This is a genomic window from Shewanella sp. BJSY2023SW001 (assembly GCF_047314685.1).
In the GTDB taxonomy this organism is placed as follows: Bacteria; Pseudomonadota; Gammaproteobacteria; order Enterobacterales; family Shewanellaceae; genus Shewanella; species Shewanella indica.
Map to the genome: position 1 here is coordinate 24,476 of NZ_JBKORF010000013.1, position 15,392 is coordinate 39,867.

Annotated in this window: 14 protein-coding genes; 6 read left to right on the forward strand and 8 right to left on the reverse strand. The window is 49.5% G+C overall.

Translation table 11 applies throughout. The features are described from left to right. Positions 1 to 142: 142 nt before the first annotated feature. The 3 genes from ACMHXH_RS03015 to ACMHXH_RS03025 form a co-directional block, all read right to left on the reverse strand. Entirely contained in the window at positions 143 to 643 is a 501-nt protein-coding gene (locus tag ACMHXH_RS03015) for a hypothetical protein (RefSeq protein ID WP_177192607.1), read from the reverse strand. A gap of 177 nt (positions 644 to 820) precedes the next feature. Further along, on the reverse strand, positions 821 to 1,069 hold the full coding sequence (locus ACMHXH_RS03020; RefSeq protein WP_144362101.1) for a pilus assembly protein: 249 nt from the start codon (positions 1,067 to 1,069) through the stop codon (positions 821 to 823). A 166-nt stretch (positions 1,070 to 1,235) separates the two neighbouring features. Continuing rightward, a complete protein-coding gene (locus ACMHXH_RS03025) occupies positions 1,236 to 1,520 on the reverse strand; it encodes a LuxR C-terminal-related transcriptional regulator (protein WP_234501320.1) in 285 nt (94 codons plus the stop codon). 432 nt (positions 1,521 to 1,952) lie between these two features. Between ACMHXH_RS03025 and ACMHXH_RS03030 the strand changes: the two genes are divergently transcribed. Continuing rightward, the gene (locus ACMHXH_RS03030; protein WP_335912551.1) at positions 1,953 to 3,398 is read left to right on the forward strand and encodes an OmpA family protein; all 1,446 of its coding nucleotides are present in this window, start codon (positions 1,953 to 1,955) and stop codon (positions 3,396 to 3,398) included. A 477-nt stretch (positions 3,399 to 3,875) separates the two neighbouring features. Here the strand turns inward: ACMHXH_RS03030 and mnmE are convergent, their stop codons facing one another. The 5 genes from mnmE to rpmH form a co-directional block, all read right to left on the reverse strand. After that, the gene (gene mnmE, locus ACMHXH_RS03035) at positions 3,876 to 5,237 is read right to left on the reverse strand and encodes a tRNA uridine-5-carboxymethylaminomethyl(34) synthesis GTPase MnmE (protein WP_071476697.1); all 1,362 of its coding nucleotides are present in this window, start codon (positions 5,235 to 5,237) and stop codon (positions 3,876 to 3,878) included. Between the two features lie 81 nt (positions 5,238 to 5,318). Beyond that, positions 5,319 to 6,944 (reverse strand): membrane protein insertase YidC, encoded by a 1,626-nt coding sequence (gene yidC / locus ACMHXH_RS03040; RefSeq protein WP_144362099.1) that lies wholly within the window; start codon positions 6,942 to 6,944, stop codon positions 5,319 to 5,321. Between the two features lie 3 nt (positions 6,945 to 6,947). Then, positions 6,948 to 7,202 (reverse strand): membrane protein insertion efficiency factor YidD, encoded by a 255-nt coding sequence (gene yidD, locus ACMHXH_RS03045; RefSeq protein WP_081737191.1) that lies wholly within the window; start codon positions 7,200 to 7,202, stop codon positions 6,948 to 6,950. Further along, complete coding sequence (gene rnpA, locus ACMHXH_RS03050; RefSeq protein WP_025889662.1) at positions 7,169 to 7,525, reverse strand: ribonuclease P protein component; 357 nt, start codon at positions 7,523 to 7,525, stop codon at positions 7,169 to 7,171. Before rnpA ends, yidD begins: the two co-directional genes overlap by 34 nt. Positions 7,526 to 7,543: 18 nt before the next feature. Continuing rightward, positions 7,544 to 7,681, reverse strand: coding sequence for a 50S ribosomal protein L34 (gene rpmH, locus ACMHXH_RS03055; protein ID WP_011758135.1), 138 nt, complete (start codon positions 7,679 to 7,681; stop codon positions 7,544 to 7,546). 439 nt (positions 7,682 to 8,120) lie between these two features. Here rpmH and dnaA point away from each other — a divergent pair, with 439 nt between their 5' ends. The 5 genes from dnaA to ACMHXH_RS03080 all read left to right on the forward strand — a co-directional run bounded on the left by dnaA (position 8,121) and on the right by ACMHXH_RS03080 (position 15,344). Then, complete coding sequence (dnaA, locus tag ACMHXH_RS03060) at positions 8,121 to 9,509, forward strand: chromosomal replication initiator protein DnaA (RefSeq protein ID WP_039035678.1); 1,389 nt, start codon at positions 8,121 to 8,123, stop codon at positions 9,507 to 9,509. Positions 9,510 to 9,524: 15 nt separating this feature from the next. After that, on the forward strand, positions 9,525 to 10,625 hold the full coding sequence (gene dnaN / locus ACMHXH_RS03065) for a DNA polymerase III subunit beta (RefSeq protein WP_028780941.1): 1,101 nt from the start codon (positions 9,525 to 9,527) through the stop codon (positions 10,623 to 10,625). Positions 10,626 to 10,644: 19 nt separating this feature from the next. Further along, complete coding sequence (gene recF / locus ACMHXH_RS03070) at positions 10,645 to 11,727, forward strand: DNA replication/repair protein RecF (protein ID WP_039035679.1); 1,083 nt, start codon at positions 10,645 to 10,647, stop codon at positions 11,725 to 11,727. Positions 11,728 to 11,743: 16 nt separating this feature from the next. Next, entirely contained in the window at positions 11,744 to 14,161 is a 2,418-nt protein-coding gene (gyrB, locus tag ACMHXH_RS03075; protein ID WP_335908884.1) for a DNA topoisomerase (ATP-hydrolyzing) subunit B, read from the forward strand. A gap of 130 nt (positions 14,162 to 14,291) precedes the next feature. Beyond that, entirely contained in the window at positions 14,292 to 15,344 is a 1,053-nt protein-coding gene (locus ACMHXH_RS03080) for an HDOD domain-containing protein (RefSeq protein ID WP_335912553.1), read from the forward strand. The last annotated feature ends 48 nt before the right edge of the window (positions 15,345 to 15,392 follow it).

Sequence of the window (15,392 nt, forward strand, 5' to 3'; positions counted from 1 at the left end):
CTTGATCGTGGTTTCTGTCCTTCAGTGGCGCACGCCGTTAACTCTTCCGATATCGAGTGCATGGAATAGCCGACGGCGATGCTTGAATTCTTAGCCTTTATTCAAATTAAATTTGTTGTTTGGGTGTGAGTAGGTACGCCGGCTACTGATATTCTGCCTTCCACAAAGTCAAAGGTTCGGCAGAGCACCATTGCCAGAATTTCTTCTCCACCAAGTCACTTGCCGCAGCTGCATCCCGTCCCTCAAACAAGCGCCAATTTTCCTCTGCAGATTTCAGGGCATACTGTCTCAAGTGACCGGTGATCCTCTCGAAATCGGATGGCTCGAGAAGAAATATGCTGCCATCCCTGTAAGACTCCCAAGGTATCTGATCTTTAGGTTGTCGTTGATGATTCTGGAAGAACGCCTCGCTGTAGATGCTGGCCGAACCACCCGCAGACACACAGTCGTCCCAACGTTGGCAGCGAAAGAAAAACTCGTCCTCTGCCTCGGCAGTGCCTGTTAGCTCTCGATAGGGGCAAGATTTTTCCCAAGGCTTATTGATATTGGCCTCGGCCACACCTTGGCGCGCAAGCTCTATCTCATGGGGCTTGGGGAACCTGTCCATCAGTAATTGCGCTGGTTCGCCACTCTCGTCTGCCATCAAAATGGAGGTAGTTCCCAAAAGGAACACACCGAGCGCGACGCGGGTGAAAGTTGACTTTGAAAACGATGGCATCAAGCGAAATGACATTCTACAACCCTCTGAAGGACTAAGTTATTTATCCAGAAACAGGAATAGGCCATTTATAACAATGGCCTTTATCCTTACTTGTGCTGGTTACTTACGAGTACTGGCCTTTGAAGCAGTCTCGTTGTAAGCGTTCAAGCCACCAGCCTTGGCAGCGTCAGTTACCGCTTTTTTACCTGCTTTTTCAGCTTCACTATTGGCAGTCTTAGTTTCACTTGCACTACCTGAAAGTTCAGCGGCCATAGAAGCCGTTTGGTTACGTACCACATCACCAAACATAGTGAACGCACCGATAGCCGCAATGGCAATTAGAGCAACAATTACGATGTATTCAGTCATACCCTGACCGCGAATTTTACGTTGGAAAATAGTTTCACTCCTTGAAGCAATTGATAGTAATTTCGCGGTTATTATTAGAGTAATCCATCTATGACTCAATTACTCCGGAGGATAAAAATTGCTCAGGCATTACACCTTAAAGGATTAATTAATTAGTATGATGACATTAATTGAATTCGCCCTTTAAGGTTGTTTTTTCTGTAAATATTTGGAGATGCATTTTCACAGTGTTTAGCGAAATATTCAGCGCATTTGCGATTTCCTGATTGCTTATTCCTTTAAAAATACAATCCACTATTTGCCGTTCTTTCAGGGTGACATCAAGAGCCGTTCTTTCAGAACTGACCACCTTGTTTTTAAATGATGTTTTAAGAACATATTGCGAAAGTGCTTTTCGTGAAAAGTACATCTCTTCTTTAACAAGGAAATCGATAACAGTTAGCTGCAACACTAAAGAACTATTTCTTATCAATTGGCCGTGAAACCCTGTCCGCAGTAATTCGACTTCGATTTGAGTATCGAGGTTATTGACTATCACTATATAGGCTGTAGAGGGCTTTCGCGTCGAAGATACGCAGGGCTCTGGCTTTTGTGTTCAATCTACAAAAACCACGCTATTGATATGCTGTTCATCCGTGTATGATAATGCTTTGCGTAAACACCGACCATTCGCAAGGTAAAACTGCTTTAACTCAGGCTGTAAGTCAAAAACCTCTCCCTCCAGGCGTATACTGGTGCGAGTTCGTATATCCATTTCGTATATCCATATAATATTCAGCTGAAACAAATACGAAGGCTGACACTTTAATTGTTTTATCGTATCATCCTACTCTCTTAATTAATACGCTAAAGTAAGATTCGCCCGCTGAAAAGGATTTTTTTTATGGGACAAAATACTTTATTGAGTGCAGTATTTTTGGTTGTTACTGCCTTCAGTGCCTCTGCCAGTACGCTTTTCAGCACTTTCCCTGATGCCAAATATCCCGCAGAAAAACGCATTCATTTTACGCCATTTGATCTCATTACTGCCGTTGATGGAGACAAGCTCTCCGTTTTGCCTGTGTCAGGAAAACTGACTCAACACAGCTTCGAGCTCCCAGACAGCTATACGCTGGAGCTTGTTATCAATAACTATTTGGCACAACTTAAAAAAATAAATGCTGAGATAGTGTTTCTATGCCAGCAGGAAGCCTGCGGTGATCCCTATGTCCTAAGGGACCAGTTGGCACCTAGGATAACCGTAGATACCAGTTATCTCGGCGCATACGTGGCGGCAAAACTAACAGGTTCCAGCGGGGATGTTTACAGCGTCATCTATGCTTTTCACCGTGAGGACCGTTACACCAAGGTACAGCTTGTGACCCTTGAGAGTATTCCCGAGCCACTGGATCTGATTGAGGCAAACCCGGCGTTTTTACAGCAGGATCCACAAGAGGTGGAGATAAAAGATAGACGCAGTGAAGATAGTCAGGACTCGGCAGATCATCCGCTGCTTGGCCGCATGCCCGGCAGTTTCATTAGTCGCTACAAGCAAACCAATTTTACCCAAGTCCCTGTGATTGTCGGCATATCTGCAGCCGGTTATCAGACCCAGCCACTCAATGCCAAACTCACCGAGATACGTTATCGGATGCCAGAGGAATACTCGCTGTTTGAAATCAGCAGTAACTACGCCGCCGCAGCCAACAAGCTGGCCGCTGAGTCCGTATTCCATTGCGAGGGTAAAGCCTGTGGTGACGATGCCGAATTGATAAAGTCCATGGGGTTACATCAGGATGTTAACACCGATGAATGGCAGGACTATCAGCTATTTAAACTGAGCCGCCCTGGTGGTGATGTGTATTTCGATATCTATGCCCAGGGCCGCTACGATGGCACGCCGGCAGACACCACTGTGCGAGTGATGGAGCTTTCGGCACTGAAAGATGACAGGGTTGTCATTGACCTCGATGCTCTCACCAAGGCCATTACCCAATCCGGCAAGGCTACTCTGGAAGGCCTGCTGTTCGATTACGACAGTGACCAGATGCTGTCAGAGTCCAAGCCAGTGCTGGAAGTACTGGCAAGCTACCTTAAGCAGCACCCGAAGCTGGATTTTTACGTGGTCGGCCACACCGACGATAAGGGCGACAACCGCTATAACCAGAGCCTGTCACAGCGCCGAGCGGCGGTAGTGATAAAACAGCTCACCGAGCAATACCAGATCCCCGCCAGCCAATTAGCAGCCCATGGCAATGGCGAGTACAGCCCCGTTGCCAGCAATGCCAACGAAGCAGGCCAGCGGCTGAATCGCCGTGTGGAGCTGGTGCTCCGCTCTGACAAAAAGTAACCCACTGAACCTTTGCAGCCGGTTACATTGTACTGTCATCAACGGTGAGGTTAACCCGTTGGTTACGTAGGGAAATAGACCACATAATTGCAGATGACTTTACTCTGGCTGTTGCTCTGACAGGTCTTTGTACCATAGCTGGCAGACGAAGATATTTATAAGTGGGTGGGTGTTTTAGGTTTGTCGTGAACGTACAGGTTTAAGGTTTCTTAGCTGCGTTTACGTTTATTTTGGCGTTCACCTTGTATATTTGTGGTGTAGCCATAGTCATAAACTAGGCGTAGTGAGCGTGTGCCGTCAGTTCTAAGTGTTCGTTTTTCAATGGAAATAGCCCCCAATTGGTCCCCAATACGGCATTTATCATGTCATTGGGGCCCAACTGGGGACTAGATTTGGCAACGAACAGAAAATAAAGAACTAATAAAATCAGTGTGTTATCTACTGTTGTTTGCTGTTGTTTTCCGTTATTTGCCCGCTTTACTTCCCGATACAGAAGCTGGAAAAAATTCTTCCCAGCAGATCGTCCGAGGTGAATTGGCCGGTGATTTCGGCCAGAGCCTGTTGAGTCATGCGCAGTTCTTCGGCCAGCAGCTCACCTGCCTGATAGACTTCCAGCTGTACTTTGCCCTGCTGTAGATGTTCACCGGCGACTTCCAAGGCTTCCAGGTGACGGCGACGGGCGATAAAACCGCCTTCCAGGTTACTCTGATAGCCCATCAGGTTCTTGAGGTGCTGTTTCAGTGCATCGACCCCGAGCCCGGTTTTGGCTGAGATCCTAAAGACGTCATAGCCTTTCTCTTCGCCGGGGCTCAGTGACTCTCCGGTCAGATCCGCCTTATTGCGTACCACAGTGACGCCGAGGTTTTCCGGCAGGCGATCAATAAAGTCCGGCCAGATTTCATGGGGATCAACGGCTTGGGTTTCTGTGCCATCTACCATAAACAGCACTCTGTCGGCGGTGGCGATTTCGGCCCAGGCTCTTTCTATGCCTATTTGTTCCACTGTGTCAGTAGTGTCGCGCAGGCCGGCGGTGTCTATGACATGCAGCGGCATGCCATCCAAGTGGATATGCTCCCGCAATACATCCCTTGTGGTGCCGGCTATTTCGGTGACAATCGCCGACTCTTTTCCCGCCAGGGCGTTGAGCAGACTGGACTTACCGGCGTTGGGGCGGCCGGCTATCACTACTTTCATCCCTTCGCGGATGATGGCGCCCTGTTTGGCACTGGCCTGTACCAAGTCCAGTTTATCTATGATGCGATAAAGAGCATTGGCAATCTTGCCATCAGAGAGGAAGTCTACCTCTTCATCTGGGAAGTCGATGGCGGCCTCGACATAGAGGCGCAGGTTGGTAACCTGTTCCACCAGCTCATGCACTTCGCGGGAAAACTCGCCCTGAAGTGATTGCAGGGCGCTCTTGGCGGCCTGTTCGCTGGTGGCATCAATGAGATCGGCTATCGCTTCTGCTTGGGTCAGATCCAGTTTGTCATTCATAAAGGCCTGTTCGCTGAATTCCCCCGGGCGTGCCAAGCGGAGTCCTTCGACTTCCAGGACTCTTTTGATCAGCATGTCCATGACGATTTGACCACCATGGCCCTGAAGTTCCAGCACATCTTCACCGGTAAAAGAATTGGGGCCTTTGAAGAACAGGGCTATACCCTGATCCAGCACTTCTCCCTGACTTCCCTTGAAGTCACAGTAATCGGCATATCTTGGCTTGGGCTGATGGCCCAGCAATGCCTGTGCAACGGCTTGGGCCTTGGGCCCCGAAACTCTGACTATGCCTACACCACCGCGGCCTGGAGCGGTGGCCTGCGCCACGATAGTATCTGTTGTCACTGCATTAACCCTTGAAAACGTATTTATAAAAAACAAAAGGCGACCCTTAGGCCGCCCTTGATCATTTGACCCGAAATCGGCTTATTTTAAGCCTTTTTTCTCCAGGCCGGCATAGATAATCTTCTGCTGGATAATGGCAACTATGTTACCCACCAACCAGTAGAGTACCAGACCGGATGGGAACCAGAGGAAGAATACGGTAAAGATGACCGGCATCCATTGCATCATCTTCTGCTGCATAGGATCCATGGTCGGTGCCATTGGCTGCATTTTTTGCATCAGGAACATGGAGACACCCATCAGCAGCGGCAGGATGTAGTAAGGATCCTGTACCGACAGATCGTCAATCCACAGCATGAATGGCGCATGGCGCAGTTCCACGCCTTCCATCAGTACCCAGTAAAGGGCAATAAAGATAGGCATTTGCAGCAAGATAGGCAGACAGCCACCCATAGGGTTCACTTTTTCCTTCTTGTACAGCTCCATCATGGCCTGGCCCATCTTCTGGCGATCATCACCGAATCTGTCCTTTAGCTCCTGCAGTTTTGGTTGCAGGTTACGCATCTTGGCCATAGAGGTGTATTGCGCCTTGGTCAGCGGGAATAGAATACCGCGCACCGTCAGGGTGATCAGTATGATGGCCACACCCCAGTTACCCACGATGGATTGGAAGAACATCAGCAGCTTGTAGATAGGCACTGCCAGCCACCAGAGGAAGCCATAATCCACAACCAGGTTAAGGGTGTCAGACAGCTCGGACAGGGCGGCCTGATCCTTTGGACCTACGTAGAAGTCGGCGCTCAGGGTCATTTCAGTGCCAGGGGCAACTGTCTTTTTCTCGCCCATGAAGCCAATGTTGGCGGTACCTGAACTATCTCTGGTAAATATGGTGTTGGTTTCATTCTTTGGTGGAACCCAGGCTGACACAAAGTAGTGTTGCAGCATGGCGGCCCAGCCACCTTCAGTCTTCTTCTCCAGGTTCTTTTCCTGGATATCTTCAAAGTTATACTTTTCGTAGCGGATATCGGCAGTTGAGAAGGCCGCACCACGATAAGTAGGCATCATCATGCTGCTGTCTGAAGGCTTGATGGTCTGTTTTATCTGACCGTACATCTGAACCTGCAGTGGCTCAGATGTGGTGTTGTCAATCTTGTAATCAACGTCTACGGCAAACTGGCCTTTGTGGAAGGTGTAGATCTTGGTGTACTTGGCGCCGTTTGCTGCTGTGTAACTCAATGGAACAGTCAGTGTGTCCTGACCATCGGCAAGAGTAAATTCTTTGGCGCTGGCTGAGTAGGTAGAACGGCCCTTGGTACTGTCTGTACCGCCGCTGCCCATCAGGCCACTCTGGGCTATGTACACAAACCCCGGCTTCTGTTCCAACAGGACGAAGGGCTCGTCTTTGTTCAGCTCCAGTTTATGAGAAACCAGAGCCGCATGAACAATGTCACCGCCGACAGGGTTGATCAGCACATCCAGTTGATCTGTGGTGACTCTGATAAGATCTTTGGACGCCACGGCTGTTTCTTCTGGCATGCCTGATTCGGCAACCGGAACGTCAGCGCTGTGAGTTGTCTCTTGAACGGAAGTGGCAACTGTATTTTCAGTTACAGCGGGTTTGGGTGCTTTATCGGTTTGCCATTGTTGCCACAGCAAGAAGCTGACAAACAGCAAGCCGATAAGCAGTAAATTGCGTTGAGATTCCATAGCCTATTTATTACACCTGTCATTTTTAGGGGGGACGGGATCACTGCCGCCCGGATGTAAAGGGTGACATTTTAATATGCGTTTGATTGCAAACCAACTCCCTTTAATCGTTCCGTGCACTCGCACCGCTTCTATGGCGTAGTGAGAGCAGGTTGGATTAAAGCGACAACGAGGCCCCAGCAGAGGGCTGATAAGGAGTTGGTAGGCTCTGATAGCCTTAATTATCAGCCATTGAAACGGCGACTGAGTTTGCGCCATAACTTTTCTACCAGCTTTCTGAGCTGTTCATTATCCATATCCAGCACACCGCCGCGCACCAGCACTACAATATCCAGTGGTGGCAAATCATGTTGATTGAGGCGGAAGCTATCCCGGATCACCCGCTTGATACGATTGCGTTGATTGGCTCTCTTTACATGGCGTTTGGCCACTGTGAGTCCCAGACGCGGATGTTGCATCTCATTGGGTACAGCAAGCAGGGTTATTTCAGCTGAGGAGGCTTTAATGGGGTTGGTAAATACGGTTTTGAATTGCGCGGGAGTTAGCAAGCGTAACTCCCGCGTAAAGGTGTAACGAGTCACCTAGTTGTCTACTCGCAATTAAGCAGACAGACGAGCGCGACCTTTGGCACGGCGACGAGCCAGTACCTTACGGCCGTTCGCTGTAGCCATACGAGCGCGGAAGCCGTGAGAACGCTTGCGCTTCAGGTTGCTAGGTTGAAAAGTACGTTTACTCATGATGGCAATCCGTCTTTGTTAGTGAATTTACCTTATCTCTGTTTGAGGTAAGGGCAAAAAAGAGGCCGAATTGTAATCACTTTAGTCAAGGCAGTCAACACGTGCAGCCCCTCTCAAGGTAATTTATCTCGGCATTTTCGCGATCTGTTGAGCAGAGGTCACCACAAGATGTGGATAACTCTGTGTACGGACACTACATCTTGTGGATCCATTAATATCTTGGCAGATCGGCGGGTGTTGATTATAGATCAGGGTGGATCGCTTTATAAAGCGGGATTTTAACCGTCTCGCCAAATAGCGGATCCTGGGGGATCGATCTGGATCCGACAGATCTGACTGTTGGGATCTGCCTGGGGATAATTACACTTAAAGGATAGCGATTATTCAGATCTCACTATAGAATACCCTCCTTTCGAGGCGATCTTTTGGGGATAAGTACGTGGCGGTTTCACTTTGGCAGCAATGTATCGGACGACTACAAGATGAGCTTTCTGCTCAACAATTCAGTATGTGGATCAGACCGTTACAAGCCGAAATGGATGGGGATACCCTGGTGCTCTATGCGCCCAACCGGTTCGTGCTTGACTGGGTTAGAGATAAATATCTCAACATTATCAATCAGTTTTTTACTGAGCATTTGGGCAATGATGCACCGAAACTCAGGTTTGATATTGGTAGCCGTCCGTCGGCCAAGCCCCAGGTACAGGCCCCAACTGCGACCAAGGCGTCTGTCAGCGCGCCCAAGAGTGCAGCCGGTAAAGGTGCAACCTTTAACACTGCTGCTGAACCGGCTGTAAACCACAGTTATCGCAGTAATATTAATCCCACTTACCAGTTTGACAACTTTGTTGAAGGTAAGTCTAACCAACTGGGTAAGGCGGCCGCATTGCAGGTGGCAGAAAACCCGGGTGGTGCCTATAACCCTCTGTTTTTGTATGGCGGTACCGGTCTGGGTAAGACTCACCTGTTGCACGCCGTAGGCAACGGCATTATCAAGAATAATCCCAACGCCAAAGTGGTTTATATGCATTCCGAGCGTTTTGTTCAAGACATGGTCAAAGCGCTGCAAAATAATGCCATTGAAGACTTCAAGCGTTACTACCGTAGCGTAGATGCCCTGTTTATTGATGACATTCAGTTCTTTGCCAATAAAGATAGATCCCAGGAAGAGTTTTTCCATACTTTTAATGCCTTGCTTGAGGGCAATCACCAGATCATTTTGACATCGGATCGTTATCCGAAAGAGATCGATGGTGTGGAAGATCGACTCAAGTCGCGCTTTGGCTGGGGTCTTACCGTGGCCATTGAGCCGCCGGAGCTGGAAACCCGGGTCGCCATTTTGATGCGCAAGGCGCAGGAGAGCGGGATCAACTTGCCGGATGAAGTGGCCTTCTTCATTGCCAAGCGTTTACGTTCCAACGTGCGTGAATTGGAAGGGGCATTGAACCGGGTTATCGCCAATGCCAACTTTACCGGTCGGCCAATAACCATTGATTTTGTGCGCGAAGCCTTGCGTGACCTCTTGGCTCTGCAGGAAAAATTAGTCACTATAGACAACATTCAGAAAACAGTGGCTGAATACTACAAGATCAAGATGGCCGATATGCTGTCCAAGCGCCGTTCCCGCAGTGTGGCGAGACCGAGGCAGATGGCCATGGCATTGTCTAAAGAATTAACCAATCAGAGCTTACCTGAGATAGGTGATGCCTTTGGTGGCCGTGACCATACAACTGTGCTGCATGCTTGCCGCAAGATTGCGCAGCTGCGGGAAGAGAGTCACGACATTAAAGAAGATTATGCCAACTTGATTAGAACCTTATCTTCTTAATCAGGGAACAGGACCATGAAATTTTCGATCGATAGGGATGCCCTATTAAAGCCGCTCCAGTTGGTCAGTGGCGCGGTGGAAAGACGCCATAACTTGCCCATTCTGGCAAACCTCCTGGTGGAAGTAAGCAATCACTCACTCAAGATGACGGGTACAGATCTTGAGGTGGAACTGGTCGGCAGTGCCGAGGTGAGTGGCGAAGTGCAGGAAGGTCGCACCACAGTGCCGGCCAAGAAACTGCTCGATATCGTCAAGTCTCTGCCTGAGCAGAGCGAAATCAAAATCGAACAGCAGGAAAACAAGTGGCTGCTTCGCAGCGGTCGCAGCCGTTTCTCATTGGCGACGCTACCGGCGGAAGAATACCCCAATGTCGAGAGTTTCCAGCCTGCCATCGAATTTAGCCTCAAGCAGGGCACACTCAAGTCACTGATAGATGCTACTCAGTTTTCCATGGCCAACCAGGATGTGCGTTACTACCTCAACGGCTTGCTGCTGGAAACCGAGGGTAATGTACTGCGCGCCATTGCAACAGACGGCCACCGCTTGGCTCTGAGTCACAGAGAGATAGCAGCCTCTTTGCCGGAAAATCAGGTGATCGTGCCTCGTAAAGGGGTGATGGAGCTGGCTCGCCTGCTGGACAGTGAGGATCAGGATATCCATATTGCCATTGGTGATAACGCCATTCGTGCTACTACCGCCAGCGCAGTGTTCACCAGTAAGCTGGTGGACGGCCGCTTCCCTGATTATCGTCGGGTATTGCCCAAGGGTGGTGACAAGATAGTGCTGGCCAGCCGTAATCAGCTTAAACAAGCACTATTGCGGGCATCTATCCTGTCCAATGAGAAATTCCGCGGTGTCAGGGTGCAGCTGGAAAATGCGCTACTCAAGATTACCGCCAATAACCCGGAGCAGGAAGAAGCCGAAGAGATCATCGATGTGGATTATGCCGGTCAGCCGCTTGAAATTGGCTTCAACGTCTCTTATCTGCTGGATGTGCTCAATGGCCTCAAGGCCGACGAAGTCAGGATTACCCTCAGTGACGGTAACTCCAGCGCCTTGATTGAAAACCACGTCGAGGAAGACTCCATGTACGTGGTGATGCCGATGCGCCTCTAGGGGTGACTTTGGGCCTTAAATGAGTCTAACTCGTCTCAATATCCAAGCTTTTCGTAATATCGATTCAGCCCAACTGCTCCCCGGCACTGGGCTGAATCTTATTTACGGCCAAAATGGCAGTGGCAAAACCAGTGTCCTGGAGGCGATTTACTTTCTGGGGATGGGACGTTCATTTCGCAGTCATCTGTCTCAGAGGGTGATCAATAACCAACAGGATCAGTTGACCCTGTTTGCCAATTTGAACCTGCCCTCCGGTGACAGTAAGTTGGGACTGCGACGGTTTCGCAGCGGCGAAACCGAGGTCAGAATGGATGGCGAGAAGATTAAGCGCCTGTCTGTGCTGGCCGACACTCTTCCGATCCAGGTGATAACTCCAGAGAGCTTTTCGCTGCTGTTTGAAGGCCCTAAGGCCAGGCGTCAGTTTATCGACTGGGGCGCCTTTCATTGTGATCCGCAGTTTTATCAGGCTTGGGTTAATGTAAGAAGAATCCTTAAACAGCGTAATCAGTTACTTAAGGATGGTGCTGCCTATCAGCAAATCGCATTCTGGGACCGGGATTTTGTCCGTTACTCCGAGTTGGTCACTGAGATACGAAAGGCATATGTAGACTCGTTAAATGAACTACTTAAGGGTATAATCGGGGAGTTTCTACCACAGGTTGATATCAAGGTTTCTTTTACCCGTGGTTGGGATAGTAAAACTGAGTTTGCGGCCCTGTTGCAGGCGTCTTATTCCCGGGATCTATCCATGGGGCACACTGTCAGTGGCCCCCATAAAGCTGATTTGAGACTCAGAGTGGGTAATTTGCCTGCTCAGGATGCTTTGTCTCGTGGTCAGCTGAAGTTGTTGGTGTGTGCATTACGAATAGCACAGGGAAAGTTACTTAAACAACAAATAGATAAGAATAGTATCTATCTGGTCGACGATCTGCCGTCAGAGCTGGATGCGAAACACAGGAAGTTATTGCTGCGGCAGTTGAGCGAAACCGGGGCGCAAGTGTTTGTCACTGCGATTGACCCGGCGGCAATATCAGATTCATTAAGCACGCCCCCCAGCCGAATTTTTCAGGTGGAACAGGGGCGGGTAACGGTCATTGAATAACCGATGAGAGAATAATATGTCAGAGAACAGTTACGATTCTTCGAGTATTAAGGTCCTTAAGGGCCTTGATGCGGTACGTAAAAGACCTGGGATGTATATTGGTGATACCGACGATGGCACGGGTCTGCATCACATGGTATTCGAAGTCGTCGATAACTCTATCGATGAAGCTTTGGCGGGCCATTGCAGTGACATAGTGATCACCATCCATATTGATGGTTCAGTCTCTGTAAAAGATGATGGTCGTGGTATTCCGGTTGCCATTCACCCTGAAGAAGGAGTATCGGCAGCTCAGGTTATTATGACAGTGCTGCACGCCGGCGGTAAGTTCGATGACAACTCCTATAAAGTTTCCGGTGGTCTGCACGGTGTAGGTGTATCCGTGGTTAACGCACTGTCGGAAAAACTGCAACTGACTATTCGCCGCGATGGCAAGGTTTATGAGCAGTTTTACAAACATGGTGAGCCGCAAGAGCCTATCAAGGAAATCGGTGAAGCGACCAAGACAGGTACTGAAATTCGTTTCTGGCCCAGCCATGAAACCTTTACAGATACCGAGTTTCATTATGAGCTGCTGGCCAAGCGTATTCGCGAACTGTCATTCCTGAACTCCGGCGTGGGTATTCGTCTGGTTGACGAGCGTGACAACAAAGATGAGTTATTCCATTATGAGGGCGGTATCAAGGCCTTCGTAGAATACCTGAACCGCAACAAGACTCCGGTGAATAAGGATGTTTTCCATTTTTCTCAAGAGCGGGAAGATGGCATTACTGTCGAAGTGGCAATGCAGTGGAACGACGGTTTTCAGGAAAGCATTTTCTGTTTTACCAACAACATTCCGCAGCGTGATGGTGGTACTCACTTAGCAGGTTTCCGGGCGGCATTGACCCGTAACCTGAACAACTACATGGAGAAGGAAGGCTTCAACAAGAAGGGCAAGACCAACGCCACAGGTGACGATGCCCGTGAAGGTCTGACCGCGGTGGTATCTGTGAAGGTTCCGGATCCCAAGTTCAGCTCCCAGACCAAAGACAAGCTGGTTTCCAGTGAGGTCAAAGGCGCCGTGGAACAGACCATGGGTGAGAAGCTGAATGACTATCTGCTGGAAAACCCAGCCGATGCCAAGATGATTGTTGGCAAGATTATCGATGCTGCCCGCGCCCGTGAAGCGGCCCGAAAAGCGCGCGAGATGACCCGCCGTAAAGGTGCTTTGGATTTAGGTGGTTTGCCGGGTAAATTGGCAGACTGTCAGGAAAAAGACCCAGGTCTTTCTGAAATCTACATAGTGGAGGGTGATTCGGCCGGCGGTAGTGCCAAACAGGGCCGAAACAGAAAGAACCAGGCTATTTTGCCACTCAAGGGTAAAATTCTTAACGTAGAGAAGGCTCGCTTCGACAAGATGCTGTCTTCTCAGGAAGTGGCCACTCTTATCACCGCCCTTGGCTGTGGTATCGGCCGTGATGAATATGATCCGGACAAGACCCGTTACCACTACATCATCATCATGACGGATGCTGACGTCGACGGCTCGCACATTCGTACGCTGCTGTTGACCTTCTTTTTCCGTCAGATGCCAGAGCTGATCGAACGTGGCTTTGTTTATATTGCTCAACCTCCTTTGTTCAAAGTGAAAAAAGGCAAGCAGGAGCAATATCTGAAAGATGAACCGGCATTGACTGAATACTTGACCACTCAGGCTTTGGATGGCGGCAGCATCTATCCATCCAAGGATGCACCGGCTATGTCTGGTGAAGGCCTGGAGCGTCTGGTTTACCAATATCGTGAAGTGGAAGCCATCATTGAGCGCTTGGAAAAACGTTATCCAACCAATGTGACCAACCGCATGCTGTATCGTCCACGGGTGACAGCCGAAATGTTGGCCGACGAAGCCGCTATGACCACTTGGTGCAACGGGCTGCTGCAGGATCTTGAAGATGAAGAGAACGGCGGCGTGATCTACAAGATGGAAACTGTGCTGGATCCTGAGCGTAAGGTGTATCTGCCGCAGCTCATTGTGCGCAAACACGGCATAGATACCCATTATCTGTTTGGTTATGACTTCTTCCATTCCAGCGATTATGAGCGCATTGCCAAGCTGGGTGAGCAGATCTGTGATCTGATTGAAGACGGTGGCTATGTTAAACGCGGTGAGAGGGTCAAAGAGGTCAGCAGTTTTGTTGAAGCTCTTGACTGGCTGATAGCCGAGTCCAAGCGCGGTCTCTATATCCAGCGCTATAAAGGACTGGGTGAAATGAACCCTGAGCAGCTATGGGAAACCACCATGGATCCAGAGAGCCGTCGCATGTTGCAGGTTACCATTGAAGATGCGATTGCCGCTGATCAGCTGTTTACCACTCTGATGGGCGATCAGGTTGAGCCAAGACGCGACTTTATTGAGGCCAACGCCCTCAACGTGGCTAACCTCGACATTTAATCAAACTGCTTATTATCTTTAAAAGGAAGGCTTCTGGCCTTCCTTTTTTATTGGATGTTCGCCGCGTTTACTTTGTTAAATAGCGATTATACTGAACCATCTTGGGTGGAATAATTGCGCAGGAAATCAATTGATAAGACTCTTCAGGAAACTGTTTAATCTCAGGGAAAAGGTTGAAGTAGAGCGACCGAAAAGCTTCAACGAAGCCCCGCCCAATATCCAGCATGAGCGGAAAACCTTGAGCCGCTCCCGGGAGACAGCCACCGAGAGCGATGAGTTGGTGACCGCCGTTGATGCTACGGCGCTATTTTACAGTTTACTGTTCTCCGTCAGCAGTCAAAATAGCGGTGACGTAGCCAATAAACTCGAAAAGCGGGTCATGAGCGACATTGAGCTGGCTCTGGCCTCACCGCAGCAGATTGCCGATTCTGTATTGCAGATCCCTGGCCGAATGCTGGAGCTGGACAGTAAACTCAGCGATCCTGAATTTGATAATCAGGATATAGTCGCGCTTATTCAACAAGATCCCGTGTTGAGTGCCGAGGTGATCCGCATCTGTAACTCGGCGGCTTTTCGCCGCAGCGAGCGGCAGATAACCAGTCTTCAGCAGGCTTTGGTTCAACTGGGCAGCAACAGGTTGAGACGGATAGTGACCACCTGCATGATGAAAGAGATGATAGATATCAAACCCATCTACTTTCGCCGCTTTGGGGCCCATTTGTGGCGCCATTCACTGCAGGTGGCTTTCCTGGCCGGAGAATTGGAAACCGAAGAACCTGATACTGCTTTTATGGTGGGGCTGCTGCACGATGTTGGCAAGATAGCCATCTTCAAACTACTGCTCGATGCCTTTATTCAAGCCGAGCCTGGTGAGCAGCCCAAGTCCTGGCTGTTCCGTCAGGTGATGACGGCGCGCTCCCTGTCATTGAGTAGCCTGCTGGTGAGTTGTTGGCAGTTGCCCAAGGCATTTGAGACTGTATTGCAACCTTTGGCCAATGTCGGTGCCAAGCCGGAAAATCGTTTAAGCCAGCTGATTTGGCAAGCCAATCTGCTCAGTGAATGTTCTATGCTGGTGGAAGAGGATAAGTTGCCTCCGGAATTGCTGGACGCCTTGTTGAAAGAAGCCAATATCAGCCGGGGAATGTTTGAACAATGGCACCAGCAACTGCTTGAAATAAAATGAAAAAACGCGCTTTTCGGCGCGTTTTTTTATCGGTTTGCCATTACAGCA